This window comes from Pseudomonas sp. PAMC 25886, from assembly GCF_000242655.1.
Classification (GTDB): Bacteria; Pseudomonadota; Gammaproteobacteria; order Pseudomonadales; family Pseudomonadaceae; genus Aquipseudomonas.
This window is the reverse complement of the sequence record NZ_AHHC01000044.1, coordinates 1-26,097: the sequence shown is the minus strand read 5'-3', so window position 1 is coordinate 26,097 and position 26,097 is coordinate 1. Positions and strand designations below refer to the sequence as shown.

General features: G+C 60.3%; 26 protein-coding genes. 17 read left to right on the top strand and 9 right to left on the bottom strand.

Annotated elements, in window-relative coordinates; translation table 11 throughout:
- Positions 1–180 precede the first annotated feature (180 nt).
- A complete protein-coding gene (locus MUM_RS0114085; RefSeq protein ID WP_010170781.1) occupies positions 181–618 on the bottom strand; it encodes a YhcB family protein in 438 nt (145 codons plus the stop codon).
- A gap of 147 nt (positions 619–765) precedes the next feature.
- On the opposite strand from MUM_RS0114085, the gene MUM_RS0114080 reads away from it, so the two are divergent.
- The 3 genes from MUM_RS0114080 to zapE all read left to right on the top strand — a co-directional run bounded on the left by MUM_RS0114080 (position 766) and on the right by zapE (position 3,940).
- Positions 766–1,395, top strand: a complete 630-nt coding sequence (locus MUM_RS0114080) for an alpha/beta hydrolase (protein WP_029615886.1) — start codon at positions 766–768, stop codon at positions 1,393–1,395.
- Between the two features lie 16 nt (positions 1,396–1,411).
- The gene (locus MUM_RS0114075; RefSeq protein WP_010170777.1) at positions 1,412–2,767 is read left to right on the top strand and encodes a tryptophan--tRNA ligase; all 1,356 of its coding nucleotides are present in this window, start codon (positions 1,412–1,414) and stop codon (positions 2,765–2,767) included.
- Between the two features lie 78 nt (positions 2,768–2,845).
- Positions 2,846–3,940: a cell division protein ZapE gene (zapE, locus tag MUM_RS0114070; RefSeq protein ID WP_003216025.1), complete on the top strand. Its 1,095-nt coding sequence runs from the start codon at positions 2,846–2,848 to the stop codon at positions 3,938–3,940.
- 48 nt (positions 3,941–3,988) lie between these two features.
- On the opposite strand, the gene MUM_RS0114065 is transcribed toward zapE, so the two are convergent.
- Positions 3,989–4,909, bottom strand: a complete 921-nt coding sequence (locus tag MUM_RS0114065; protein ID WP_177324999.1) for a GlxA family transcriptional regulator — start codon at positions 4,907–4,909, stop codon at positions 3,989–3,991.
- A 220-nt stretch (positions 4,910–5,129) separates the two neighbouring features.
- Between MUM_RS0114065 and MUM_RS0114060 the strand changes: the two genes are divergently transcribed.
- Positions 5,130–6,266 (top strand): acyl-CoA dehydrogenase family protein, encoded by a 1,137-nt coding sequence (locus MUM_RS0114060; RefSeq protein ID WP_010170773.1) that lies wholly within the window; start codon positions 5,130–5,132, stop codon positions 6,264–6,266.
- Between the two features lie 157 nt (positions 6,267–6,423).
- Here MUM_RS0114060 and MUM_RS0114055 read toward each other — a convergent pair whose 3' ends face one another.
- Complete coding sequence (locus tag MUM_RS0114055; protein ID WP_010170771.1) at positions 6,424–7,464, bottom strand: NADP(H)-dependent aldo-keto reductase; 1,041 nt, start codon at positions 7,462–7,464, stop codon at positions 6,424–6,426.
- Between the two features lie 248 nt (positions 7,465–7,712).
- On the opposite strand from MUM_RS0114055, the gene rplM reads away from it, so the two are divergent.
- From rplM to MUM_RS0114015, 8 genes are all read left to right on the top strand, one after another.
- The gene (gene rplM, locus MUM_RS0114050) at positions 7,713–8,141 is read left to right on the top strand and encodes a 50S ribosomal protein L13 (RefSeq protein ID WP_003216032.1); all 429 of its coding nucleotides are present in this window, start codon (positions 7,713–7,715) and stop codon (positions 8,139–8,141) included.
- Between the two features lie 14 nt (positions 8,142–8,155).
- A complete protein-coding gene (gene rpsI, locus MUM_RS0114045; RefSeq protein WP_003216038.1) occupies positions 8,156–8,548 on the top strand; it encodes a 30S ribosomal protein S9 in 393 nt (130 codons plus the stop codon).
- A 266-nt stretch (positions 8,549–8,814) separates the two neighbouring features.
- On the top strand, positions 8,815–9,411 hold the full coding sequence (gene petA / locus MUM_RS0114040; RefSeq protein ID WP_003216040.1) for a ubiquinol-cytochrome c reductase iron-sulfur subunit: 597 nt from the start codon (positions 8,815–8,817) through the stop codon (positions 9,409–9,411).
- Complete coding sequence (locus MUM_RS0114035; protein ID WP_003216042.1) at positions 9,411–10,622, top strand: cytochrome b; 1,212 nt, start codon at positions 9,411–9,413, stop codon at positions 10,620–10,622. The genes petA and MUM_RS0114035 overlap by 1 nt, the downstream gene beginning before the upstream one ends.
- Complete coding sequence (locus MUM_RS0114030; RefSeq protein WP_010170751.1) at positions 10,622–11,401, top strand: cytochrome c1; 780 nt, start codon at positions 10,622–10,624, stop codon at positions 11,399–11,401. Before MUM_RS0114035 ends, MUM_RS0114030 begins: the two co-directional genes overlap by 1 nt.
- A gap of 145 nt (positions 11,402–11,546) precedes the next feature.
- Positions 11,547–12,164 (top strand): glutathione S-transferase N-terminal domain-containing protein, encoded by a 618-nt coding sequence (locus MUM_RS0114025; RefSeq protein WP_010170749.1) that lies wholly within the window; start codon positions 11,547–11,549, stop codon positions 12,162–12,164.
- Between the two features lie 17 nt (positions 12,165–12,181).
- Complete coding sequence (locus MUM_RS0114020) at positions 12,182–12,601, top strand: ClpXP protease specificity-enhancing factor (RefSeq protein WP_010170747.1); 420 nt, start codon at positions 12,182–12,184, stop codon at positions 12,599–12,601.
- A 170-nt stretch (positions 12,602–12,771) separates the two neighbouring features.
- The gene (locus tag MUM_RS0114015; RefSeq protein ID WP_010170744.1) at positions 12,772–13,521 is read left to right on the top strand and encodes a FadR/GntR family transcriptional regulator; all 750 of its coding nucleotides are present in this window, start codon (positions 12,772–12,774) and stop codon (positions 13,519–13,521) included.
- A gap of 191 nt (positions 13,522–13,712) precedes the next feature.
- On the opposite strand, the gene MUM_RS0114010 is transcribed toward MUM_RS0114015, so the two are convergent.
- On the bottom strand, positions 13,713–14,867 hold the full coding sequence (locus MUM_RS0114010; protein WP_010170741.1) for a hypothetical protein: 1,155 nt from the start codon (positions 14,865–14,867) through the stop codon (positions 13,713–13,715).
- Positions 14,868–15,102: 235 nt separating this feature from the next.
- On the opposite strand from MUM_RS0114010, the gene kdgD reads away from it, so the two are divergent.
- From kdgD to MUM_RS0113985, 5 genes are all read left to right on the top strand, one after another.
- Positions 15,103–16,014, top strand: a complete 912-nt coding sequence (gene kdgD / locus MUM_RS0114005; RefSeq protein ID WP_003216058.1) for a 5-dehydro-4-deoxyglucarate dehydratase — start codon at positions 15,103–15,105, stop codon at positions 16,012–16,014.
- 54 nt (positions 16,015–16,068) lie between these two features.
- Positions 16,069–17,514 (top strand): aldehyde dehydrogenase family protein, encoded by a 1,446-nt coding sequence (locus tag MUM_RS0114000; protein ID WP_010170738.1) that lies wholly within the window; start codon positions 16,069–16,071, stop codon positions 17,512–17,514.
- Positions 17,515–17,599: 85 nt separating this feature from the next.
- A complete protein-coding gene (locus MUM_RS0113995; RefSeq protein WP_010170736.1) occupies positions 17,600–18,964 on the top strand; it encodes an MFS transporter in 1,365 nt (454 codons plus the stop codon).
- A 13-nt stretch (positions 18,965–18,977) separates the two neighbouring features.
- Positions 18,978–20,531: a galactarate dehydratase gene (gene garD / locus MUM_RS0113990; protein ID WP_010170733.1), complete on the top strand. Its 1,554-nt coding sequence runs from the start codon at positions 18,978–18,980 to the stop codon at positions 20,529–20,531.
- A 189-nt stretch (positions 20,532–20,720) separates the two neighbouring features.
- Positions 20,721–21,662, top strand: coding sequence for an AEC family transporter (locus MUM_RS0113985; protein ID WP_010170731.1), 942 nt, complete (start codon positions 20,721–20,723; stop codon positions 21,660–21,662).
- Here MUM_RS0113985 and MUM_RS0113980 read toward each other — a convergent pair.
- The 5 genes from MUM_RS0113980 to MUM_RS0113960 form a co-directional block, all read right to left on the bottom strand.
- Positions 21,659–22,039 carry a carboxymuconolactone decarboxylase family protein gene (locus MUM_RS0113980; RefSeq protein ID WP_010170728.1) on the bottom strand — a complete coding sequence of 127 codons (381 nt, stop codon included), beginning with the start codon at positions 22,037–22,039 and terminating at the stop codon, positions 21,659–21,661. The genes MUM_RS0113985 and MUM_RS0113980 overlap by 4 nt on opposite strands.
- On the bottom strand, positions 22,036–23,091 hold the full coding sequence (locus MUM_RS0113975; RefSeq protein WP_010170727.1) for a calcium/sodium antiporter: 1,056 nt from the start codon (positions 23,089–23,091) through the stop codon (positions 22,036–22,038). Before MUM_RS0113975 ends, MUM_RS0113980 begins: the two co-directional genes overlap by 4 nt.
- 50 nt (positions 23,092–23,141) lie before the next feature.
- The gene (locus tag MUM_RS0113970; RefSeq protein ID WP_010170725.1) at positions 23,142–23,513 is read right to left on the bottom strand and encodes a septal ring lytic transglycosylase RlpA family protein; all 372 of its coding nucleotides are present in this window, start codon (positions 23,511–23,513) and stop codon (positions 23,142–23,144) included.
- 156 nt (positions 23,514–23,669) lie between these two features.
- Positions 23,670–25,115, bottom strand: coding sequence for an Asp-tRNA(Asn)/Glu-tRNA(Gln) amidotransferase subunit GatB (gatB, locus tag MUM_RS0113965; protein ID WP_010170723.1), 1,446 nt, complete (start codon positions 25,113–25,115; stop codon positions 23,670–23,672).
- A 10-nt stretch (positions 25,116–25,125) separates the two neighbouring features.
- Positions 25,126–26,097: amidase family protein (locus MUM_RS0113960; protein WP_010170721.1), on the bottom strand; the 972-nt coding region annotated here is incomplete at its 5' end.

The following is a 26,097-nucleotide window of genomic DNA, read 5'->3' as shown; positions in this document are numbered from 1 at the left end:
GGGCAAGAGCCTTTTGGTTACTTTTGGGCTCCTTTCAAAAGTGACCCGCCGTAAGGGCGGAACCCATAGCAGCCCTGACCGCAGCAACGGATATGTACTCACTCCATCCAACGAAGCCAAACAAAAAAAGCCCGGCTGATCATCGATCAGCCGGGCTTTTTCATGTCGCTTGAAAACGTATTACTTCTTCAAGCCGTAATGCTCATCCAGCATCCCCGGGGCGTTTGGCGTTTTTGGCGCGTAGTCCCGTGGCGGTTCCTGATTTTCCCGGGGTGGGGTCAGGCGTTCCCGTGGCGCTTGCGGTGCATCGGAATGCAGCGCGGCCAGCAGACGCTGGCGGGTGATGTCGTCCAGGGCCAGGCGGTTGGCACCCTCGGCGAGATGATCCTGTACTTCCTGGTAGCTCTGAGTGAGCTTTTTCACCAGGGTCGCGGTGCTGTTGAAGTGGGTAACAACCTCGTTCTGATAACTGTCAAAACGTTCCTGAATGTCATCCAGCTGACGTTGCGTGCGGTTAGGCGCGGCATTCGGCAGCAGGCGGGCAACCAGGAATCCAATGGCGACACCGGCAACCAAGGCGAGAGTCGGCAACAACCAAACTAAGAGCGAGTGTTCCACGAGTCCTTCCTCTATAAACGGCTTTGCTTTACGTTAACGGCTCGGACCTGCGCTGTATACCGCGATTAAGCTCGCAATGATGCCATGCACAGACTTTTAGCTAGACGAGTCGACCCCTTGAGAGGTCACGGAGTTCCTTCCTTGCTGATGCGTGAAACCCCCGTTTTGATCGATGGCCCGGTAGGCCAACTGGAAGCCCTGTATCTGGATCACCCCGAGCCACGTGGCCTGGCGCTGATCTGCCACCCTAACCCGGTGCAGGGCGGCACCATGCTCAACAAAGTCGTATCGACCCTGCAACGCACTGCGCGCGATGCCGGCTTGATCACATTGCGATTCAATTATCGCGGTGTCGGCGCCAGCGCCGGTACGCACGATATGGGCACCGGTGAAGTCGACGACGCCGAAGCCGCCGCCACCTGGCTGCGTGAAAAGCATTCCGACCTGCCGATCACCCTGCTGGGGTTTTCCTTCGGCGGGTTTGTGGCAGGCACCCTCGGCGGCCGCCTGGAAGCCAAGGGCGAAAAACTCGCCCACCTGTTCATGGTGGCCGCGGCGGTGATGCGCCTGCGGGATAACGACGTGTTGCCACAGGGCTGCCCATTGACCGTGATCCAACCGGAAACCGACGAAGTGGTCGACCCGCAGCTGGTCTACGACTGGTCCGCCGCCCTGAATCGCCCCCATGAACTGCTGAAAGTGGCAGAATGCGGACACTTTTTTCATGGCAAGCTGACCGATCTCAAGGATCTTGTGCTGCCACGTCTTTCGAATTGATGAAAAGCGATCACCCATGACGACCCGTACCCGCATCCTCACCGGCATCACCACCACCGGCACGCCGCACCTGGGCAACTACGCCGGCGCGATTCGCCCGGCGATCCTTGCCAGCCAGGACGCCAATGCCGACTCCTTTTACTTCCTGGCCGACTACCACGCCCTGATCAAGTGCGATGACCCGCAGCGTATCCAGCGCTCGCGCATGGAAATCGCTGCGACCTGGCTGGCCGGTGGCCTGGATGTGAACCGCGTGACGTTCTATCGCCAGTCCGACATCCCGGAAATCCCCGAGCTGACCTGGCTGCTGACCTGCGTGGCGGCCAAGGGCCTGCTCAACCGTGCGCACGCCTACAAGGCCTCGGTGGACAAGAACCTGGAAAACGGCGAAGACCCGGATGCGGGCATCACCATGGGCCTGTACAGCTACCCGGTGCTGATGGCGGCGGACATCCTGATGTTCAACGCCCATAAGGTGCCGGTCGGTCGTGACCAGATCCAGCACGTGGAAATGGCCCGGGACATCGGCCAGCGCTTCAACCACCTGTTCGGCAATGGCAAGGAATTCTTCACCATGCCCGAGGCGTTGATCGAAGAAAGCGTCGCCACCTTGCCGGGCCTGGATGGCCGCAAGATGTCGAAGAGCTACGACAACACCATCCCGTTGTTCACCAGCGCCAAGGACATGAAGGACGCGATCTCGCGCATCGTCACCGACTCCCGCGCGCCCGGCGAAGCGAAAGATCCGGACAACTCCCACCTGTTCACCCTGTACCAGGCATTTGCCACCAAAGCCCAGGAAGAAGAGTTCCGCGGCGAACTGCTGCAAGGCCTGGGCTGGGGCGAGGCGAAGAACCGTCTGTTCCAATTGCTGGACGGCCAACTGGGTGAGGCGCGTGAGCGTTACCACCAACTGATGTCGCGCCCTTCGGACATGGAAGACCTGCTGCTGATCGGCGCCCACAAGGCCCGTGCCGTGGCGGCACCGTTCCTGGCCGAGCTGCGTGAAGCGGTGGGCCTGCGTTCGTTCGTCAACCCGGTCGCCGTTGCCGCCACCACCAAGAAGAAAGCTGCGAAAGCCGCGCGTTTTGTCAGCTTCCGCGAAGACGACGGCAGCTTCCGCTTCCGTTTGCTGGCGGCCGAAGGCGAGCAACTGCTGTTGTCGCGCAACTTTGCCGACGGTAAAGCCGCCGGCGCGGTGACCAAGCAGCTGCAGTCGGGTCAGGCGCTGGATGTACGCAGTGAAGCCTCGAGCTTCAGCGTGTGGCTGGACGGTGAAGTCGTCGCCGATAGCCCGGCGTTCGCCGACAGCGCCTCGCGGGATGCGGCGATTGAAGCCTTGCGCGTTGCGTTGACCCCACTCGAGGATTGACCCGACCAAGGGTTGATTGCCATTCTTCAGGGCCGTCGTTACAGTGGCGGCCCGTTTTTGTTGCCTTGCTAACGAATTATGACGCCCCTAGAACGATATCAAGCTGATCTGAAACGCCCGGAATTCTTCCATGACGCTGCCCAGGAAACTGCGGTGCGCCATTTGCAACGCCTGTACGACGATCTGGTCCAGGCCTCGCAGAACAAGCCGGGTATGTTCAGCAAGTTGTTTGGCAAGAAAGACCACACGCCGGTCAAGGGCCTGTACTTCTGGGGTGGTGTTGGCCGGGGCAAGACTTACCTGGTCGATACCTTCTTTGAAGCGCTGCCGTTCAAGGAAAAGGTCCGTACTCACTTTCACCGCTTCATGAAGCGCGTGCACGAAGAGATGAAGACCCTGCCGGGCGAGAAGAACCCGCTGACCATCATCGCCAAGCGCTTCTCGGAAGAAGCCCGGGTGATCTGTTTCGATGAGTTCTTCGTGTCCGACATCACCGACGCGATGATCCTCGGCACCCTGATGGAAGAGCTGTTCAAGAACGGCGTGACCCTGGTCGCCACCTCGAACATCGTGCCCGACGGCCTGTACAAGGACGGCCTGCAACGTGCGCGCTTCCTGCCGGCCATTGCCCTGATCAAGCAGAACACCGACATCGTCAACGTCGACAGCGGCGTCGACTACCGCCTGCGTCACCTTGAGCAAGCCGAACTGTTCCACTACCCGCTCAACGAAGTGGCCCAGGAAAGCCTGCGCAAAAGCTTCCGCGCGCTGACGCCGGAATGCACCCAGGCGATCGAAAACGACAAGTTGATCATCGAAAACCGCGAAATCATTGCGTTGCGCACCTGCGATGACGTGGCCTGGTTCGAATTCCGCGAACTGTGCGACGGCCCCCGCAGCCAGAACGACTACATCGAACTGGGCAAGATCTTCCACGCGGTGATTCTGAGCGGCGTCGAGCAGATGAGCGTCACCACCGACGACATCGCGCGGCGCTTTATCAACATGGTCGACGAATTCTACGACCGTAACGTCAAGCTGATCATCTCGGCGGAAGTCGAGCTCAAGGATCTCTACACCGGCGGTCGCTTGAACTTCGAATTCCAACGGACCTTGAGCCGCTTGCTGGAAATGCAGTCCCACGAGTTCCTGTCGCGGGCGCACAAGCCGTAAGCGATGTGCTCGAAATGAAAAAGGCCCGCAGCGATGCGGGCCTTTTTTTTACGCCGCCTGCTGGAATTGCTGGCGGTACTGGTTGGGTGACAACTCGGTGTGTTGCCGGAACAGCCGCGCAAAGAAGCTCGCGTCGTCGTAACCCACTTCGTAACTGATGGTCTTGATGCTTTTGCGACTGCCAGACAGCAAGCCCTTGGCCGTCTCGATGCGCAGGCGTTGCAGGTAATGCAGCGGCTTGTCGCCGGTGGCGGTCTGGAAGCGGCGCATGAAGTTGCGGATGCTCATGCCGTGCTCCCGGGCCACGTCTTCGAAGCGGAACTTGTCGGCGAAGTGTTCTTCGAGCCAATGCTGGATCTGCAGGATGATCACGTCCTGATGCAGCTTCTGGCCGCCAAAACCGATACGCCCCGGCGCATAGCTGCGTTGCACTTCATAAAGGATGTCGCGGGCTACCGCCTGGGCGATGTTGGCGCCGCAGAAGCGCTCGATCAGGTAGATGTAGAGGTCGCAGGCCGAGGTGGTGCCGCCGGCGCAGTACAGGTTGTCGGCGTCGGTCAGGTGCTTGTCCTGGTTCAGTTGCACCTTGGGAAAGCGTTCGCTGAAGGCGTTGAAGAAGCGCCAGTAGGTGGTCGCCTCCTTACCGTCCAGCAAGCCGGCCTCGGCGAGCCAGAACACCCCGGTGGCTTCGCCGCAGAGCACGGCGCCACGGGTATGTTGCTCGCGCAGCCAGGGCAGTACTTGGGGGTAGCGTTGGCACAGTGAGTCGAAGTCGTCCCAGAAGGCCGGGAGCACGATGATGTCGGCGTTTTCGAGGCCGCCGTCCACCGGCATGATCACGTCGCTGAAACTGCGCACCGATTGCCCGTCAGGGCTGACCAGGCGGGTTTCAAACGCCGGTGTGAGGCCCTGGCCCAGCTGTTTACCGTAGCGCAGGCTGGCGAGATGGAAAAAATCCTTGGCTTGCATGAGGGTTGAAGCGAATACCCGATCAATGGCCAAAATGCTGACGCGCCGCAAGGGCGTGGAGATTTGGTTAGACATAATTTCATTTATTCTTATAGGGGAAAGTGGTCACCAGACGGCTGGATCGTCTTATTTTTTGTCGCATGTGTCCAGTGTCCCGTGACGCCTTCGCGGCTTAGGCTCTGTGATCCCGGTCTTGTCCGACAATTCACGCAGGTGACCCATGATTCCCAGAACCTTGTTCAGCTCGGAGCACGAACTCTTCCGCCAGAGCGTGCGCACCTTCCTCGAAAAAGACGCGGCGCCGTTCCACGGGCAATGGGAAAAGCAGGGTTACATTGACCGCAACCTGTGGAACAAGGCGGGGGAGGCGGGGATGCTTTGCTCGCACTTGCCGGAAGAGTACGGCGGCCTCGGGGCGGACTTTCTCTACAGCGCGGTGGTGATCGAAGAGATCAGCCGGCTGGGGCTGACCGGGATTGGTTTCTCCCTGCATTCGGACATCGTCGCGCCTTACATCCTGCATTACGGCAGTGAGGCGCTGAAGCACAAATACCTGCCCAAGCTGATCTCCGGGGAGATGGTCACGGCCATCGCCATGACCGAGCCGGGTGCCGGGTCGGACCTGCAAGGGGTCAAGACCACGGCGGTGCTGGACGGTGATGAATACGTGATCAACGGCTCCAAGACGTTCATCACCAACGGCTACCTGGCGGACCTGGTGATTGTCGTCGCCAAGACCGACCCCAAGGCCGGCGCCAAGGGCACCAGCCTGTTCCTGGTGGAGGCCAACACGCCGGGCTTCGACAAGGGCAAGCGCCTGGAGAAGGTCGGGATGAAGGCTCAGGACACCTCGGAGCTGTTCTTCCAGGATGTGCGTGTACCCAAGGAAAACCTGCTGGGGCAGGCCGGGATGGGCTTTGCCTATCTGATGCAGGAGTTGCCCCAGGAGCGCTTGACGGTGGCGATTGGCGCGCTGTCTTCAGCCGAGGCGGCGTTGCAATGGACGTTGGAGTACACCCGCGACCGCAAGGCGTTCGGCAAGGCGATCATCGACTTCCAGAACACCCGTTTCAAGCTCGCGGAAATCGCCACGGAAACCCAGATTGGCCGGGTGTTTGTCGACAAGTGCATGGAGCTGCACCTGGAAGGCAAGCTCGATGTGCCCACGGCGGCGATGGCCAAATACTGGGCCACGGACTTGCAGTGCAAGGTGCTGGATGAGTGCGTGCAGTTGCACGGGGGGTACGGGTTTATGTGGGAATACCCGATTGCCCGGGCGTGGGCGGATGCGCGGGTGCAGCGGATTTATGCGGGGACGAACGAGATCATGAAGGAGATTATTGCGCGGGCGCTTTGACGGCGCAGAGAGATTCATGTGGCGAGGGGGCTTGTCCCCCGTTGGGCTGCGCAGCAGCCCCAATAAGCCACCTCATTCTTTCAGGCCAGCCGAGGTGGCAGGTTTCAGGGCCGCTTCGCAGCCCAACGGGGGACAAGCCCCCTCACCACAGGATCAATCACGGCGCAGGATTCGGATGATCCTTCTGGATCGCCTCAATCCCCGCCAGCACCTCATCCGACAGTTTCAGGTCGGCGCTGGCGATGTTGCTATCCAGTTGCTCCAGGGTCGTGGCGCCAATGATGTTGCTGGTCACGAACGGCTGTTGTGTCACAAACGCCAATGCCATCTGCGCTGGATCCAGGCCGTGCTCGCGGGCCAATGCTACATAGCGGCTGCAGGCTGCTTCCGACTGGGCGTTGAAGTAGCGGCTGAAGCGGCTGTAGAGGCTCAGGCGGCCCTTGGCCGGGCGTGCGCCACCTTCGTATTTGCCGCTGAGCATGCCGAAGGCCAGGGGCGAATAGGCCAGCAATCCACATTGTTCACGGATGGCGATTTCCGCCAGGCCCACTTCAAAGCTGCGGTTGAGCAGGTTGTAGGGGTTCTGGATCGACACCGCGCGGGTCCAGCCGCGGGCTTCGGCCAGGGCCAGGAACTTCATGGTGCCCCACGGGGTTTCGTTGGACAGGCCGATGTGGCGGATCTTGCCGGCCTTGACCTGCTCATCCAGGGCTTCGAGGGTTTCTTCCAGCGGGGTCAGGTCTTCTTCAGCCTTGTGCTTGTAGCCCAGTTGGCCGAAAAAGTTGGTGCTGCGCTCGGGCCAGTGCAGCTGGTAGAGGTCGATCCAGTCGGTTTGCAGGCGCTTGAGGCTCGCGTCCAGGGCTTCGGCGATGTGCTTGCGGTTGTGCTTGAGGTTGCCATCGCGGATGTAGTCGATGGTGTTGCCGGGGCCGGCGATCTTGCTGGCGAGGATCCAATCGGCACGGTCGCCACGGCTTTTGAAGTAATTACCGATGTAGCGCTCGGTGGTGGCGTAGGTGTCGGCCTTGGGCGGTACCGGGTACATTTCCGCGGTGTCGAGGAAGTTGATCCCCGCGGCCTTGGCCCGTTCGATCTGTGCGAAGGCCTCTGCCTCGCTGTTCTGCTCGCCCCAGGTCATGGTGCCCAAGGCTATCGCGCTCACGTTCAGATCGGTTCGGCCCAGCTGTCGATAGTCCATCGGGTACTCCTTCGGGGAAAACAATCATAAAAGCAGGTTGAAATTTTTTTGGCAATCTGCATAATTGCCCACCTCTTTCTGCAGTGGAAGTGATGCGCCGCCTGCCGAAGAATCTTGCCGTTGAACGGACGCGCCGACCCGAGCCCCCGATAGCGTCTGTATCCGGCTGCCTTTGACTTGTCAAAGTACGCACTATTCAGTAAGATCCGCCGTCTAATTTACAGGGCGGCCCCTGAGGCTATTAAAGAATGACAACTTTTACTGCAAAACCAGAAACAGTTCAGCGCGACTGGTTTGTCGTCGACGCCGCTGGTCAGACCCTGGGTCGTCTGGCCACTGAAGTCGCCAGCCGTCTGCGTGGCAAGCACAAGCCTGAGTACACCCCTCACGTTGATACCGGTGACTACATTGTCATCATCAACGCCGAGCAGGTACGTGTTACCGGCAACAAAGCGCAAGACAAAATGTACTACCGTCACTCCGGTTTCCCAGGCGGTATCAAGTCTTCGAACTTCGAAGGCCTGATCTCCAAAAAGCCTGAAGCCCCGATTGAAATCGCGGTCAAAGGTATGCTGCCGAAGGGCCCACTGGGTCGCGACATGTATCGCAAGCTGAAAGTCTATGCGGGCGCTGCTCACCCTCATGCTGCTCAGCAGCCCCAAGAACTGAAGTTTTAACGGAATAGTTCATTATGTCGGCGACTCAAAATTACGGCACTGGCCGTCGCAAAACCGCTACCGCTCGCGTTTTCCTGCGTCCGGGTACTGGTAACATCTCGATCAACAACCGCACTCTGGAAAATTTCTTCGGTCGCGAAACTGCCCGCATGGTAGTTCGTCAGCCGCTGGAATTGACCGAGACCGTTGAAAAGTTCGACATCTACGTCACCGTTATCGGTGGCGGTGTAAGTGGTCAAGCTGGCGCAATCCGCCACGGTATCACTCGCGCTCTGATGCAGTACGACGAAACCCTGCGTGGCGCTCTGCGCAAAGCTGGCTTCGTTACTCGCGATGCTCGTGAAGTTGAACGTAAGAAAGTTGGTCTGCGTAAAGCGCGTAAGCGTCCGCAGTACTCGAAGCGTTAATTCGCTTTTACGTTCCAGAAAACGCCCAGCCTCCTCACGGAGCTGGGCGTTTTTTATTGCCTGCTATTTATGTAAAAAAATCTCTGTGACAACTTGCCACATCCGTAGAGCCCCTATACTCAAAGGCTTGGAGCCAGTGCCGGGGGTAATTACCTTGTCAGACGTGGGGCTTTTCATTACCATTCGGCAAAATTTTTATAAGTTCAGATTTAACACTTAGTAGACGCCTGATTTAACAGGCCACAAAGCTGATGGGAGAGGACTGAATGAGCAATGACGGCGTGAATGCAGGCCGGCGTCGCTTCTTGGTAGCAGCCACATCCGTGGTGGGTGCTGCAGGAGCGGTGGGGGCTGCGGTCCCGTTCGTGGGGTCATGGTTTCCCAGTGCCAAGGCGAAAGCCGCAGGTGCACCGGTGAAGGTGAATGTCAGCAAGATCGATCCAGGCCAGCAAATGATTGCTGAGTGGCGCGGTCAGCCAGTGTTCATCGTTCGTCGTACCGAGGAAATCCTGGGAAATCTGAAGAAGATCGAGGGCCAACTGTCTGACCCCGACTCGAAGAATTCCGACCAACCCGCTTACGTCGATAAGGAAATTCGCTCGATCAAGCCGGAGATTCTGCTGCTGATCGGTATCTGCACCCACTTGGGTTGCTCTCCTACCTTCCGCCCGGAAGTGGCGCCCGCGGACCTGGGCAAGGACTGGGTCGGGGGCTATTTCTGCCCGTGCCACGGTTCTCACTACGACCTCGCCGGCCGCGTCTACAAGTCACAACCCGCACCACTGAACCTGCCAGTTCCGCCACATCACTACGAGACTGACAGTGTCATTGTCATTGGCGTCGACGAGGGGGAGAAAGCCTGATGAGCAAGTTCATGGATTGGGTGGATGCGCGTTTCCCCGCGACCAAAATGTGGGAAGACCACCTCAGCAAGTACTACGCACCGAAGAACTTCAACTTCTTCTATTTCTTTGGCTCCCTGGCACTTCTGGTACTGGTCAACCAGATCGTTACCGGTGTCTGGCTGACGATGAGCTACACCCCGTCGGCCGAAGAAGCCTTCGCCTCCGTCGAATACATCATGCGCGACGTCGAGTACGGCTCGATCCTGCGTCTGCTGCACTCTACCGGCGCCTCGGCGTTCTTCATCGTCGTCTACATGCACATGTTCCGTGGCCTGCTCTACGGTTCCTACCAGAAGCCCCGCGAGCTGGTGTGGGTGTTCGGCATGCTGATCTACCTGGCGCTGATGGCCGAGGCCTTCATGGGCTACCTGCTGCCGTGGGGCCAGATGTCCTACTGGGGCGCCCAGGTGATCATCTCGCTGTTCGGCGCGATCCCGGTCATCGGCAACGACCTGACCCAGTGGATTCGTGGTGACTACCTGATCTCCGGGATCACCCTGAACCGCTTCTTCGCGTTGCATGTGGTGGCCTTGCCGATCGTGATTCTGGGCCTGGTGGTGCTGCACATCCTGGCGTTGCACGAAGTGGGTTCGAACAACCCCGACGGCGTGGACATCAAGAAGCACAAGGACGAAAACGGCGTACCGCTGGACGGCATTCCGTTCCACCCGTACTACACCGTGAAAGATATCGTCGGCGTGGTGGTGTTCCTGTTCATCTTCTGCTCGATCGTGTTCTTTTTCCCGGAGATGGGCGGTTATTTCCTCGAGAAACCGAACTTCGAACAGGCGAACGCCTTCAAGACCCCGGAACACATTGCCCCGGTCTGGTACTTCACCCCGTTCTACGCGATCCTGCGGGCGATTCCCGACAAACTCATGGGCGTTATCGCCATGGGCGCGGCGATTGCGGTGCTGTTCGTGCTGCCCTGGCTCGACCGTAGCCCGGTCAAGTCCATGCGCTACAAGGGCTGGCTGAGCAAGATCTGGCTGTGGGTGTTCTGCATTGCGTTCGTGATCCTGGGTGTACTGGGCGTGTTGGCGCCGACCCCGGAGCGTACGTTGCTGTCGCAGGTCTGCACCTTCCTGTACTTCGCCTACTTCATTCTGATGCCGTTCTACACCCGGCTCGAGAAGACCAAACCGGTACCGGAAAGGGTGACTGGCTGATGAAAAAATTATTCGTTGCATTCATTCTTGCGGCCTTGCCGCTGCTGTCTTTCGCCGCTGAACACGGCCCAGAGCTGGAAAAAGTCGACATCGATGTGTCGGACAAGGCTGCGATGCAGGACGGGCTGCGTACGTTCACCAACTACTGCATGGGCTGCCACAGTGCCAAGTTCCAGCGTTACGAGCGCGTAGCCGATGACCTGGGCATCCCCCATGACGTGATGCTCAGCCACTCGGTGTTCACTGGTGCGAAGATCGGCGACCACATGACCATTGGCATGCAACCGGCCGACGCCAAGACCTGGTTCGGGGCTGCACCGCCCGACCTGACCCTGGTGGCCCGTGTGCGTGGTACCGATTGGCTCTATGGCTACCTGAAATCCTTCTACGAAGACCCGACGCGTCCCTACGGCGTGAACAACAAAGTGTTCCCGAACGTCGGTATGCCTAACGTTCTGGTCGGCCTGCAAGGCCGCCAGGTGGTAGGATGCAAGCAAGTACAAATCGTCGAAGACGGCAAGAAGCAGTATGATCCGCTCACCGGTACGCCTTTGACTCATGAAGCGTGCGATCAGCTGACCATAGTGCCGAAGACCGGCGCGCTGAACGAAGAGCAGTTCGACGAGAAGGTCAAGAATCTGGTGACCTTCCTGGCTTACTCGGCCAACCCAGTGAAGCTGCAGCATCAGCGCATTGGTACCTATGTGTTGCTGTACCTGGCCTTCTTTTTCGTGTTCGCCTATCTGCTGAAACGCGAATACTGGAAGGATGTGCATTGATCCAACCGTAAGTAATTGCTGTTAATCTTGCGCGCCCAGCGGCATCTCTGAAGGTAAGTCTGGTTTATCCAGGCGTCACGGAGATGCTCACTGGGCGCGCTCGTTTTTGAGCTTCCGATAATTTCAACAAGCGAGGAGGACCGCCATGGGCGTGACCAATCGGTTGGCCTGTTACTCCGACCCCGCCGACCACTATTCCCACCGAGTACGCATCGTGCTCGCAGAGAAGGGTGTCAGCGCAGAGATCATTACTGTGGAGGCGGGGCGTCATCCGCCGAAGCTGATCGAAGTGAACCCTTACGGCAGCTTGCCCACCCTGGTCGATCGTGACCTGGCGTTGTGGGAGTCAACCGTGGTGATGGAATACCTGGATGAGCGTTATCCCCATCCACCGTTGTTGCCGGTGTATCCGGTGGCGCGTGCCAACAGCCGCCTGCTGATCCATCGGATCCAGCGTGACTGGTGTGGCCTGGTGGACCTGATTCTGGATTCACGCAGTAAAGAAGCGGCACGGGTTCAGGCGCGCAAGGAATTGCGCGAGAGCCTGACCGGTGTTTCGCCGTTATTTGCCGACAAACCTTTTTTCCTCAGCGAGGAACAAAGTCTGGTGGATTGCTGCCTATTACCCATACTCTGGCGCTTGCCGATTTTGGGCATTGAATTGCCGCGGCCTGCCAAGCCGCTGCTTGACTACATGGAGCGCCAGTTTGCGCGTGAGGCTTTCCAGGCGAGTCTGTCTGGTGTCGAACGCGATATGCGCTAAGGCTTAAGGAGCCGTTGATGAACTCCAGTCGACCTTACCTGGTCCGCGCGCTCTATGAGTGGATAGTGGACAACGATTGCACCCCGCACATGCTGGTCAATTCCGAGTTTCCTGCGGTTCAGGTACCGCAAGGTTTTGCCAGTGACGGACAAATCGTCCTGAACGTTTCACCCAGTGCTGTGCGACACCTGCACATGGACAATGAAGCGGTCAGCTTTGAAGGGCGTTTCGGCGGTGTGCCGCATACGCTGTTCGTGCCTATTGGCGCCATCCTCGGGATTTACGCCCGGGAAAACGGCCAGGGCATGGTGTTTGATCTGGAGTCGTCCCTTGAGGAAGACGAAGCGATCGAGCTCGAAGGCGAAGATGATGTACCGCCGCCGGATTCCGAGCCACCGCGTCCAAGCGGTCGGCCGAGTCTGAAAGTGGTGAAGTAACAAAACGCCGGTCCTCGGGCCAGTGTTAAAAATGCCTCGGCAATGCCGGGGCATTTTTTTGCCTGGCGAAAACCCCGGCGGTTATAGATGAAAGTCATGACGTAACGGTGATCGTACAACCGCCATGGGCTATCATGCGTACTTCTGATCGCCGAGATAGATGATTCATCATGGAAAACGCCAGCGCCGCCCCTCGTCTTCCCCGCAAGCGCCGCAGCCTTGCCCAGGAATTGGTCACGGTGTTGTCCGAGCAGATCCGCGACGGCCAACTCAAACGTGGCGACAAACTGCCCACCGAGTCGGCGATCATGGACGCCCATGGGGTCAGCCGCACCGTGGTGCGTGAAGCCATCTCGCGATTGCAGGCGGCGGGGCAGGTGGAAACCCGTCACGGTATCGGCACCTTTGTGCTGGACACGCCAAGCCCCAGCGGCTTCCGCATCGACCCGGCCACCGTGGTGACGCTGCGGGATGTGCTGGCCATCCTTGAGCTGCGGATCAGTCTGGAAGTGGAGTCTGCCGGGCTCGCCGCCCAGCGTCGCAGCGAGGAGCAATTGGCTGGCATGCGCGCCGCCCTCGATGCCCTGAACGAAAGCGCGGCCCACGCCGGTGATGCGGTGGCGTCGGACTTCCAGTTCCATCTGCAGATTGCCCTGTCCACCGGCAACCGCTACTTCACCGACATCATGACCCACCTGGGCACCAGCATCATTCCGCGCACGCGGCTGAACTCGGCCCGCCTGGCCCATGATGACCAGCAGCACTACATGAGTCGCCTGAGCCGTGAACACGAAGAGATCTATGAGGCAATCGCGCGCCAGGACTCGGATGCGGCGCGGGCGGCCATGCGGTTGCACCTGACCAACAGTCGTGAGCGGCTGCGCCATGCCCATGAAGAGGCAGAAGCGCAGCGCGGTTGATTCCAGCCTGGAAGGCTTGAAAGCTCATTGTGGCGAGGGAGCTTGCTCCCGTTGGGCCGCGCAGCGGCCCCAAAACCATTCCCCCGAGTTCTCTCTGAAAGAACCCCGTGTTCTCGCGGGGGTTGCTTCGCAGCCCAACGGGAGCAAGCTCCCTCGCCACAGGTTAATGCACAAGGCTTAACTCATGTCTTTCAGGCCGGCTGATTCGGCTTGTAGTCCTTCAGCAGCAGATACGTGCTCCACCCCCACCAGTCGTTGGTCCACTGCTTGTCGTTCAGGTTGTTGACGTCCTTGCGCCGCAACACCTTGTCGCCTTCAGCCTTGAACAGCGGTGAAAAGTTGTTCGCCGGGTTTTGCGCGGCGTTCAGGTCCGGCACGTACAACGGCGCCCTGAAATTGGCCGGGGAGGGCGCCACGCCGCTGATAAACGTTTCGAAGATTTCGTCGGCCGAAGCCTGCACGGCACGTTTGACCATCGCCCGGTTGGCCGCGTCGTTACTGTCGAAATAACGTTTATCACCGTAGGCATGCCACTGATCGCCCAGGGCGTTGCGCACATTGAGCCCGAACTTGCTGTCTTCATCGTGCATGAAGCGGCTGATCAGCGAGCCCAGTTCACCCGGTGTCACCACTGCCGCCAGTTGTTTGCGCGGAACCCGCAGGTGGCCGGCAGAAAACAGGTCGGTCAAAAAGTGATCAGCAAAGCTGTTCATCGCGTAGGCCAGTTCCAGCGCCTGGTCGGTACCGGTCTGATGGGCCACAACTGCTTGTTGCAGCGCCGCAGTATGGCCCGCCAGGTAGGCCGCCAACGCCCACTCGCCGAAGTGGTCGGCATTGTCTGCCGCCAGTTTCAGGTAACGCCCCAGGGGAACCAGCGCCGACACGGCACTGCCGCCGCCGGTGATGCGGTTCCATTCTTCCGACAACGTGTCACCCAACGCGTCATAGGCCTCGTGGGGTTGCTTGCCGTCCTTGATCGCCTGGTTGACCGCGTTGATCTCCTTTTGCATCACCGCCAGGATTTTGCCCGCTTCCTCCCGTGATGCCGGGAGTACCGCCAGCGAGTTGAACGCATCGGTAAAGCGCTGCACGCGATCAGCGGGCGATGTGCCTTCGTTGATGGGGCGCCCGGGAATGCCATAGAAATCGCCGCCCAGGGCGATGATCTGGCCATAGCGCAGGGCAAGGCCGTTGGGCAGGTGCAATTCGACCTGCCGGGCGGGAATCGCCCGGGCATCCTTGACGAAGCGCAACAGGGTGTCGTCGCCGATGGCGGTGTGTTCACCCCCTTCAAAACGCAGGGTGGGCGGGTTTTTTTCAGGTGCAGCGAGTTCAAGACCTGACATGTTAGCTCCTTGCTATGTCGTAGGAATCTTCCGTAATAACTGTATGTATATACAGCTAAAGCGAGCATAGAGGAGAAATTTCCTACGTCAAGGCAGGCGTGTACAAATCCCGAACCGGTAGACGGTCGATGAATTGCAGTTGACGAATATTTTTATAGTTGTACGATGACGTACGACATCAAGATAACCATCCGTAATCTCACAACAGAAAGTCTTCGCCCAGGGTGTTCGAATAATGAATCCACAAGAACTGAAGTCCATCCTCTCTCACGGTCTGCTGTCTTTCCCGGTGACCGATTTCAACGCCCAGGGTGATTTCCACCAGGCGGGCTACATCAAGCGTCTGGAATGGCTGGCCCCTTACGGCGCCACCGCCTTGTTCGCCGCTGGCGGCACCGGTGAGTTTTTCTCCCTGGCGGCCAGCGAATATTCGCAAGTGGTGAAAACCGCGGTGGATACCTGCGCCACCAGCGTACCGATTCTTGCCGGTGTCGGCGGTGCCACTCGCCAGGCTATCGAGTACGCCCAGGAAGCCGAGCGTCTGGGCGCCAAAGGCCTGCTGCTGCTGCCGCACTACCTGACCGAAGCCAGCCAGGACGGGGTTGCCGCCCACGTTGAAGCGGTGTGCAAGTCGGTCAAGATCGGCGTTGTGGTCTACAACCGCAACGTCTGCCGCCTGACCGCGCCGCTGCTGGAACGCCTGGCCGAGCGCTGCCCGAACCTGATCGGCTACAAGGACGGCCTGGGTGACATCGAATTGATGGTGTCGATCCGCCGCCGCCTTGGTGACCGTTTCAGCTACCTGGGCGGCTTGCCGACTGCAGAGGTTTACGCCGCTGCCTACAAGGCCCTGGGCGTGCCGGTGTACTCCTCGGCGGTGTTCAACTTCATTCCAAAAACCGCGATGGATTTCTACCACGCCATTGCCCGGGAAGATCACGCCACCGTCGGCAAGATCATCGACGACTTCTTCCTGCCGTACCTCGATATCCGTAACCGCAAGGCCGGTTACGCCGTGAGCATCGTCAAGGCCGGGGCGAAAATCGTCGGCTATGACGCAGGCCCCGTGCGTACGCCGCTGACCGATCTGCTGCCGGAAGAATACGAAGCCCTGGCCGCGCTGATCGACAAGCAAGGCGCGCAATAACCCATCACCAAGGCCGCTGAGTAATCAGCGGCTTTTTGCGTCAGGAGAGAATTCGTGTCCCAAGCCAAGCGTTTTGAAAACTACATCGGTGGCCAGTGGGTTGCCGGCGCCGACTACTCGGCCAATATCAACCCGTCTGAGTTGTCTGATGTCATTGGCGAATACGCCAAGGCTGACCTCGCCCAAGTGCATGCCGCTATCGACACTGCGCGCGCGGCATTCCCGGCGTGGTCCACGTCCGGCATCCAGGCGCGTCATGACTCCCTGGATAAAGTCGGCACTGAAATCCTTGCCCGTCGCGAAGAGCTCGGCACCCTGTTGGCCCGGGAAGAGGGCAAGACCCTGCCCGAAGCCATCGGCGAAGTGACCCGCGCCGGCAACATCTTCAAATTCTTCGCCGGTGAATGCCTGCGCCTGTCCGGCGACTACCTGCCGTCGGTGCGCCCGGGCGTCAACGTTGAAGTGACCCGCGAAGCCTTGGGCGTGGTTGGCCTGATCACGCCGTGGAACTTCCCGATCGCGATTCCTGCCTGGAAGATCGCCCCGGCCCTGGCCTACGGCAACTGCGTGGTGCTCAAGCCGGCTGAACTGGTGCCGGGTTGCGCCTGGGCCCTGGCCGAAATCATCTCCCGTGCAGGCTTCCCCGCCGGTGTGTTCAACCTGGTGATGGGCAGCGGCCGTGTGGTCGGCGATGCCATGGTCAACAGCCCGAAAGTCGACGGCATCAGCTTCACCGGCTCGGTGGGTGTGGGGCGTCAGATCGCTGTCAGCTGCGTGTCGCGCCAGGCCAAGGTGCAGTTGGAAATGGGCGGCAAGAACCCGCAGATCATTCTCGACGACGCCGACCTCAAGCAAGCCGTCGAGCTGTCGGTACAGAGCGCGTTCTACTCCACCGGTCAGCGTTGCACCGCTTCCAGCCGCTTTATCGTCACCGCCGGGATTCACGATCAGTTCGTCGCGGCCATGGCTGAGCGCATGAAGTCGATCAAGGTCGGCCACGCGCTGAAAACCGGTACCGACATTGGTCCGGTGGTTTCCCAGGCCCAGCTGGACCAGGACTTGAAATACATCGACATCGGCCAGAGCGAAGGTGCCCGGCTGGTCAGCGGTGGTGAGCTGGTGACGTGTGACACCGAAGGCTACTTCCTCGCGCCGACGCTGTTTGCCGACAGCGAAGCCGCGATGCGCATCAGCCGTGAAGAGATCTTCGGCCCGGTGGCCAACGTAGTGCGCGTGGCGGATTACGAGGCGGCGCTGGCGATGGCCAACGACACCGAGTTCGGCCTGTCGGCCGGTATCGCCACCACATCGCTGAAGTACGCCAACCACTTCAAGCGTCATTCCCAGGCCGGGATGGTGATGGTCAATCTGCCGACTGCCGGTGTGGATTACCACGTTCCATTCGGTGGCCGTAAGGGTTCATCCTACGGTTCGCGTGAGCAGGGTCGCTATGCGCAAGAGTTCTACACCGTGGTGAAAACCAGCTACATCGGTTCGTAACGCCAGCACTGTGGCGGGTCCGTGCCCGCCACAGGCTTACAATTTGATTACCCGCAAAAAAAATAATTAGTGGGAGTACATCTTCATGCAAGCGACCAAGCCGACTCACGTCCGCTATTTGATCCTGCTCATGCTGTTTCTGGTGACCACAATCAACTACGCGGACCGTGCCACCATTGCCATTGCCGGCTCCAGCCTGCAAAAAGACCTCGGCATTGACGCCGTCACCCTCGGCTATATCTTCTCCGCATTCGGTTGGGCCTACGTGGCCGGGCAAATTCCCGGCGGCTGGCTGCTGGACCGGTTCGGTTCGAAAAAGGTCTACGCCCTGAGCATTTTCACCTGGTCACTGTTCACCGTGCTGCAAGGCTATGTCGGTGAGTTCGGTGTCTCCACCGCCATCGTTGCGCTGTTCATGCTGCGGTTCCTGGTGGGCCTGGCCGAAGCGCCATCCTTCCCCGGAAATGCCCGCATTGTGGCGGCGTGGTTTCCTACCGCTGAACGCGGCACTGCCTCGGCGATCTTCAACTCGGCGCAGTACTTCGCCACCGTGTTGTTCGCACCGCTGATGGGCTGGATCGTCTACACCTTCGGCTGGCAGCACGTGTTTGTGGTGATGGGCGGCATCGGCATCGTGTTCTCGCTGATCTGGCTGAAAGTTATCCACAGCCCGCGCCAGCACCCGATGATCAACGAAGCCGAGTTCCAGCACATCGCTGCCAACGGCGCGATGGTCGACATGGACCAGGACAAGGGCAAAGGCAAGAAAACCGACGGGCCGAAATGGGATTACATCCGTCAGTTGTTGACCAACCGCATGATGCTCGGCGTGTACTTGGGCCAGTACTGCATCAACGGCATCACCTATTTCTTCCTGACCTGGTTCCCGGTGTACCTGGTTCAGGAGCGCGGCATGACCATCCTCAAGGCCGGCTTCATCGCTTCGTTGCCCGCGATCTGCGGTTTTATCGGCGGCGTATTGGGCGGGGTGATTTCCGACTACCTGCTGCGTAAAGGCCATTCCCTGACCTTCGCCCGCAAGGCGCCGATCATTGGCGGCTTGCTGATTTCCAGCAGCATCGTCGCGTGCAACTACGTGGACATTGAATGGATGGTGGTGGGCTTCATGGCCCTGGCCTTCTTCGGTAAAGGCGTTGGCGCACTGGGTTGGGCGGTGGTGTCCGACACCTCGCCGAAACAAATCGCTGGCTTGAGCGGTGGTTTGTTCAATATGTTCGGCAACCTGGCGTCCATCAGCACACCGATCGTGATTGGCTACATCATCAGCACCACCGGTTCCTTCAAATGGGCGCTGGTGTTTGTGGGGGCCAACGCATTGCTGGCTGTATTCAGCTACCTGGTGATTGTCGGCCCGATCAAGCGTGTGGTGCTCAAAGAGCCGCCGGCCAACGGCCCTGAGCTGACTAAACTTTCCCAAGCGCATTCCTGAAGGGGCCCGCGTCATGCAGTTGATTGAACATGCCGATTCGCCACGCTCCATCCGTTTGCACGCGCTGGATAACGTGGTGATTGTGGTCAACGACCAGGGCGTACCGGCGGGGACCGAGTTTCCCGACGGCCTGGTGACGGTGGATTTCATTCCCCAAAGCCACAAGGTGACCCTGGAAGACATCCCCGAAGGCGGTCGGATCATTCGCTACGGGCAGACCATCGGGTATGCCTTGCGCCCGATTCCCCGCGGCAGTTGGGTTCAGGAAGATCAACTGCGCATGCCCACGGCGCCGCCCCTGGACAGCTTGCCGCTGTCCACCGAGGTGCCCGAGGCGCAGGCGCCGCTGGAAGGGTTTACCTTCGAAGGTTATCGCAACGCCGACGGTACGGTCGGCACGCGCAATATCCTTGGCATCACCACCACGGTGCAGTGCGTCACGGGCGTGCTGGACCACGCGGTGAAGCGCATCAAGGACGAGCTGCTGCCCAAGTATCCGAACGTCGATGACGTGGTCGCGCTGACCCACAGCTACGGCTGCGGCGTGGCGATTACCGCCACCGACGCCTACATCCCGATTCGCACCGTGCGTAACCTGGCGCGCAACCCGAACCTGGGCGGTGAGGCCCTGGTGATCAGCCTCGGTTGCGAGAAATTGCAGGCCGGGCAGGTGATGCACGACAACGACCGCTCGGTAGACCTGAGTGAGCCCTGGCTGTACCGGTTGCAGGACTCCAGCCACGGCTTTACCGAAATGATCGAACAGATCATGGAATTGGCCGAAACCCGCCTGAAGAAACTCGACCAGCGCCGGCGGGAAACCGTACCGGCGTCGGAGTTGATCCTCGGCATGCAGTGCGGCGGCAGCGATGCATTCTCAGGGATTACCGCCAACCCGGCGCTGGGTTATGCCTCGGATTTGCTGCTGCGGGCGGGCGCGACGGTGATGTTTTCCGAGGTAACCGAAGTGCGCGATGCGATCTACCTGCTGACGTCCCGTGCACAGAACCAGGACGTGGCCCGGGAGCTGGTGCGGGAAATGGACTGGTACGATCGCTACCTGGCCAAGGGCGAGGCGGATCGCAGCGCCAACACCACGCCGGGCAACAAGAAGGGCGGGTTGTCGAATATTGTCGAGAAGTCGCTGGGCTCTATCGTCAAGTCGGGCAGCAGTGCGATCAATGGCGTGCTTGGCCCGGGTGAACGGTTCAATCGCAAGGGCCTGATTTTTTGCGCGACGCCCGCCAGTGATTTTGTGTGCGGTACGTTGCAGTTGGCGGCGGGGATGAACCTGCATGTGTTCACCACCGGGCGTGGTACGCCGTATGGGCTGGCGATGGCGCCGGTGGTGAAGGTCTCGACGCGCACCGAGCTGGCGCAGCGCTGGCCGGACCTGATTGATATCGATGCCGGGCGGATCGCCACCGGGCGGGCGACGATCGAGGAGCTGGGTTGGGAGTTGTTCCACTTCTACCTGGACGTGGCCAGCGGCAAGAAGCAGACCTGGGCGGAGCAGCACAAGCTGCACAATGACATCACTTTGTTCAACCCGGCGCCGATCACCTGAGACAGATGTGCACTGTGTGGGAGCTGGCTTGCCTGCGATAGCGGTAGGTCAGTCAACAATGATGTTTGCTGTACCGACGCCATCGCAGGCAAGCCAGCTCCCACATTTGATCGGTGTGCTCCAGACGAACCCGTGCCAGGTGGCTTATCATTAGCCACCTACCGACGCCCACCCAAGGTTCTCCCCGGCATGCTGGCAATTTTCCTACAAACCCTGAACATCACCGCGCCGGTGTTTGCCATGCTGTTCCTGGGCGTCCTGCTCAAGCGCATCAACTGGATCAACGACAACTTTATCCACATCGCCTCGGCCCTGGTGTTCAACGTCACCATGCCGGCCTTGCTGTTCCTCGGGATTCTCCACGCCGACCTGCATTCAGCCCTCAAACCCGGGCTGTTGATCTACTTCGCCGTGGCCACGTTGCTGAGCTTCGCCCTGGCCTGGGGCTGGGCGATCTTTCGTTGCCCGCGGGAAGATCGCGGCATCTACGCCCAAGGTGCGTTTCGCGGCAACAACGGCGTGATCGGCCTCGCCCTGGCGGCCAGCATGTATGGCGACTACGGGATTTCCCTCGGCGCGGTGCTCGCAGCGCTGGTGATCCTGTTCTACAACACCCTGTCGACCATTGTGCTGGCGGTGTACAGCCCGGTGATCAAGTCCGACCCCTGGAGCATCTTCAAGAGCGTGCTGGCCAACCCGTTGATCATCAGCGTGATCGCGGCGGCGCCCTTCGCGTATTTCCAGATTGGCCTGCCCGGCTGGCTGGAGTCTTCCGGGCAGTACCTGGCGGACATGACCTTGCCACTGGCGCTGATCTGTATCGGCGGCACCCTGTCGTTGGCGGCGTTGCGCAAAAGCGGTGACATGGCCCTGAGTGCCAGCCTGATGAAGATGGTCTGGCTGCCGGTGCTGGCCACCCTTGGGGCGTGGCTGCTGGGGTTCCGTGGGCCGGAGTTGGGGATTCTGTTCCTGTACTTCGGCGCACCCACGGCGGCGGCCAGTTTTGTGATGGCGCGGGCGGCGGAGGGCAATCATGAGCTGGCGGCCGCGATTATCGTGATCACCACCTTGATGGCGGCGGTGACCACGAATATCGGGATTTTCGTGTTGCAGGCAGGCGGCTGGATTTAAACGCCTTTCTGGTAACTGTCGATCACTTCCTGCGCGGCACGGAAGGCATCAATCGCTGCTGGCACACCGGCGTACACCGCGCAATGCAGCAGCGCCTCGCGAATCTCCTCCACGGTGCATCCATTGTTCAGCGCGCCGCGCACATGGCCCTTGAGTTCCTGCGGGCACTTGAGGGCGGTCAAGGCGGCGAGGGTGATCAGGCTGCGGGTTTTCAGCGGCAACCCTTCACGATTCCACACGCTGCCCCAGGCATGCTCGTTGACGAAATCCTGCAGCGGCTGGCTGAACTCGGTGGCGTTGCCCAGCGCCCGATCGACAAACACATCACCCATTACCTGGCGGCGCATTTCAACGCCGGGCTTTTTCTGTTCGGTCATTGCGATTCCCTCTTGTGTTGGCGGCGCCAGGCTCGCAGCGAGGTGAACAACAGGAAAGCCACCAGCGCTGGCAGGACGTAATACAGCATCAGTTGTTCAAGCTTGTTGGCCAGCGGCATGCCGAAGGTGAACGACACCACATGCAGCCCGTACACCAGGTACAGGCCCAGGAACACCAGGCCTTCGGCCCGGGTGACGCGGTAGCCCGAATAGAACACCGGCAGGCACAACGCGACCACGCCAAGCATCACTGGCAGGTCAAAATCCAGCGCGTTGGGCGACACCGACAGCGGCGAAGGCGCCACCAGGGCGGTAAAGCCCAGCACCCCGAGCAAGTTGAACAGGTTGCTGCCGATCACGTTGCCTACGGCAATTTCCCGCTGGCCGCGCAGGGCGGCGATCAACGAGGTAGCGAGGCACGGCAGGGAAGTGCCGACGCCAATCAGCGTCAGGCCGATGATGCGCTCCGACAGCCCGAGGTCCTCGGCCACGTCCACCGCGGCGCCCAGCAGCAGGTGCCCGGCGAGGACCAGGATCAGCAGCCCGCCAAGCATCAGCAGCACGCTGCTCAGCCACGGCGCCTGCACCACAATGTCCCGGGTACGGGGGCGGCGGGAGTGGCGGGTCTGGTAGAGCAGCACGCCGAGGTAGGCCACCAGGGCCACCAGCAGCAACAGGCCGTCGACCGGCGTCAGCTCTTCATTGGCGGCGAGCACAAACACCAGCAGGCTGGCGAGAATCATCACCGGGATGTCCAGGCGCACCAGTTGCCGCGAGACCCGCAGCGGGATGATCAGGGCCGACAGGCCAAGGGTTACCAGGGTATTGAAGATACTGCTGCCGATCACGCTGCCCACGGCGATGTCGGTGTTATCGGCCAGGGTGGCTTGCAGGCTGATCGCCATTTGCGGCGCGCTGCTGCCGAAGGCAACGATGCTCAGGCCGATGATCAGCGGCCGCACCTTGAGGCTGGCTGCCAGGCGCACGGCGGCGCGCACCAGGACTTCGGCGCCGACGATCAACAGCAGCAGGCCGCTGATCAGTTCGATCACGCTAAAGAGCGAGAGGGCGGTTAATCCGAAAATGGCCTGGGCTCCGTGGGTCAATTGCTGAGGGCTTGCACGCGAACACGCGCGGTGCCGTTGCTGATCATACCGAGCTGTTCGGCGGCTTTGCGTGAAAGGTCGATCAGGCGCCCACGGGTGTGCGGGCCGCGGTCGTTGATGCGGACAACGACGCTTTTGTTGTTGTCGAGGTTGGTGACCTTCACCTGCGTGCCGAAGGGCAGGCGACGATGGGCGGCGGTCAGGGCATTCTGGTTGAACGGTTCACCGCTGGCAGTTCGGTTGCCGTGGTGTTTGGCGCCGTAGTAGGAGGCGGTGCCGGTTTCGTCGTAGCCGTTGGGGTCGATGAGGCCGCTGGCGCAGCCGGTAAGCAGTGAGAACAGGGCCAGCAGGCCGAGTAGACGCTTCATTCAAGGTGTCCCCGAAAGTGATGTGGAAACCGGCTTATGTGGGAGCCGGGCTTGCCCGCGATGCAAGCGCCTCGGTCTTTCAGGTGCACCGAGGTGATGCTATCGCAGGCAAGCCAGCTCCCACACAAGCCGGCTCCCGCAGTGAGGCGACCGCGATCAGCCTTCGAGCTTGCTTTTCAGCAGTTCGTTGACCTGTTGCGGGTTGGCCTTGCCTTTGGAGGCTTTCATCGCCTGGCCGACAAAGAAGCCGAACATTTTGCCGCGCTTGGCTTCATCCGCCGCACGGTATTGTTCAACCTGTTCGGCGTTGGCTGCCAGCATCTCGTCAAGCACGGCCGAAATCGCGCCGCTGTCGGTGACTTGCTTCAGGCCGCGCTTCTCGATGATCTCGTCAGCGTTGCCTTCGCCTGCGGCCATGGCTTCAAACACGGTCTTGGCGATTTTGCCGGAGATGGTGTTGTCCTTGATCCGCAGCAACATGCCGCCCAACTGCTCGGCGGACACCGGTGCTTCGTCGATTTCCAGGCCCTGTTTGTTCAACAGGCTGCCCAGCTCAACCATCACCCAGTTGGCCGCCAGTTTGGCGTCGCCGGCAATGCTCACGACTTTTTCGAAGTAGTTGGCTTGCTCGCGGCTCGAAGCCAGGACGCTGGCGTCATACACCGAAAGGCCGAACTGCTCCTGGAAGCGCTCGCGCTTTTGCGGCGGCAATTCCGGCAGGGTGGCGCGCACGTCAGCCAGGAACGAGTCCTCGATGACCACCGGCAACAGGTCCGGGTCGGGGAAGTAACGGTAGTCGTTGGCTTCCTCTTTGCTGCGCATGGCGCGGGTTTCGTCTTTGTTCGGGTCGTACAGGCGCGTCTGCTGGATCACCTTGCCGCCGTCTTCGATCAGCTCGATCTGGCGACGCACTTCAGTGTTGATCGCCTTCTCGATGAATCGGAACGAGTTGACGTTCTTGATCTCGCAGCGAGTGCCGTACTCGGCCTGGCCTTTTGGTCGCACCGACACGTTGCAGTCGCAACGCAGGGAGCCTTCGGCCATGTTGCCGTCGCAAATGCCCAGGTAACGCACCAGCGCGTGGATCGTCTTGACGTAGGCCACGGCTTCCTTGGCGCTGCGCATGTCCGGCTCGGACACGATCTCCAGCAACGGGGTGCCGGCGCGGTTCAGGTCGATGCCGGTGGCGCCGTTGAATTCTTCGTGCAGGCTCTTGCCGGCATCTTCTTCCAGGTGCGCACGGGTCACGCCGACGCGTTTGATGGTGCCGTCTTCCAGCGGGATGTCCAGGTAGCCCTTGCCGACGATCGGCAATTCCATCTGGCTGATCTGGTAGCCCTTGGGCAGGTCCGGGTAGAAGTAGTTTTTACGGGCGAACACGTTGTGCTGGCCGATTTCGGCATCGATTGCGAGGCCGAACATCACCGCCATGCGCACCGCTTCCTGGTTCAGCACCGGCAGCACGCCGGGCATGCCCAGGTCTACGAGGCTGGCCTGGGTGTTGGGCTCGGAGCCGAACGTGGTGGCGCTACCGGAGAAAATCTTCGATTGGGTGGCGAGCTGGGTATGAATCTCCAGCCCGATCACGACTTCCCATTGCATAGTGTTCTCCTCAGAAGCCGGTAGGGGTGCGAGTGTGCCAGTCAGTGTTCAACTGGTACTGGTGCGCCACATTGAGCAGGCGGCCTTCCTGGAAATACGGGGCGAGCAGCTGCACGCCTACCGGCAAACCGTCGACGAAACCTGCAGGCATGGACAATCCCGGCAGCCCCGCGAGGTTGGCGGTGATGGTGTACAGGTCTTCCAGGTACTCGGCGATCGGGTCGCCGGTCTTGGCGCCGATCTTCCAGGCCGGGTTTGGCGTGGTTGGGCCGAGGATCACGTCGACTTCATTAAAGGCAGCCATGAAGTCGTTCTTGATCAGGCGACGGATCTTTTGCGCCTTGAGGTAGTACGCGTCGTAGTAACCGGCCGACAGGGCGTAGGCACCGACCATGATCCGGCGTTGTACTTCCACACCGAAACCTTCGCCACGGGAGCGCTTGTAAAGGTCGGTGAGGTCTTTCGGGTTTTCGCAGCGGTAGCCGAAACGCACGCCGTCGAAACGCGACAGGTTGGAGGACGCTTCTGCCGGGGCGATCACGTAGTAGGCAGGAATCGCGTGCTGGTTGTTCGGCAGGCTGATTTCCTTGATCACGGCGCCGAGCTTTTCCAGCGCCTTGACGCTGTTGTGCACCAGTTCGGCAATGCGCGGGTCGAGGCCGGCGCTGAAATACTCTTTTGGCACGCCAATGCGCAGGCCTTTGATCGAGGTATTCAGGCTGGCGCTGTAGTCCGGCACAGGTTCGTCGATGCTGGTGGAGTCCTGCGGATCGAAGCCTGCCATGCCTTGTAACAATATTGCGCAGTCTTCAGCCGTGCGTGCCAGAGGGCCGCCCTGATCAAGACTGGAGGCATAGGCAATCATGCCCCAGCGGGAAACGCGACCGTAGGTCGGTTTCAAACCGGTGAGGTTGGTGAACGCGGCCGGTTGGCGGATCGAACCGCCGGTGTCGGTGGCCGTGGCGGCAGGTAACAGACGAGC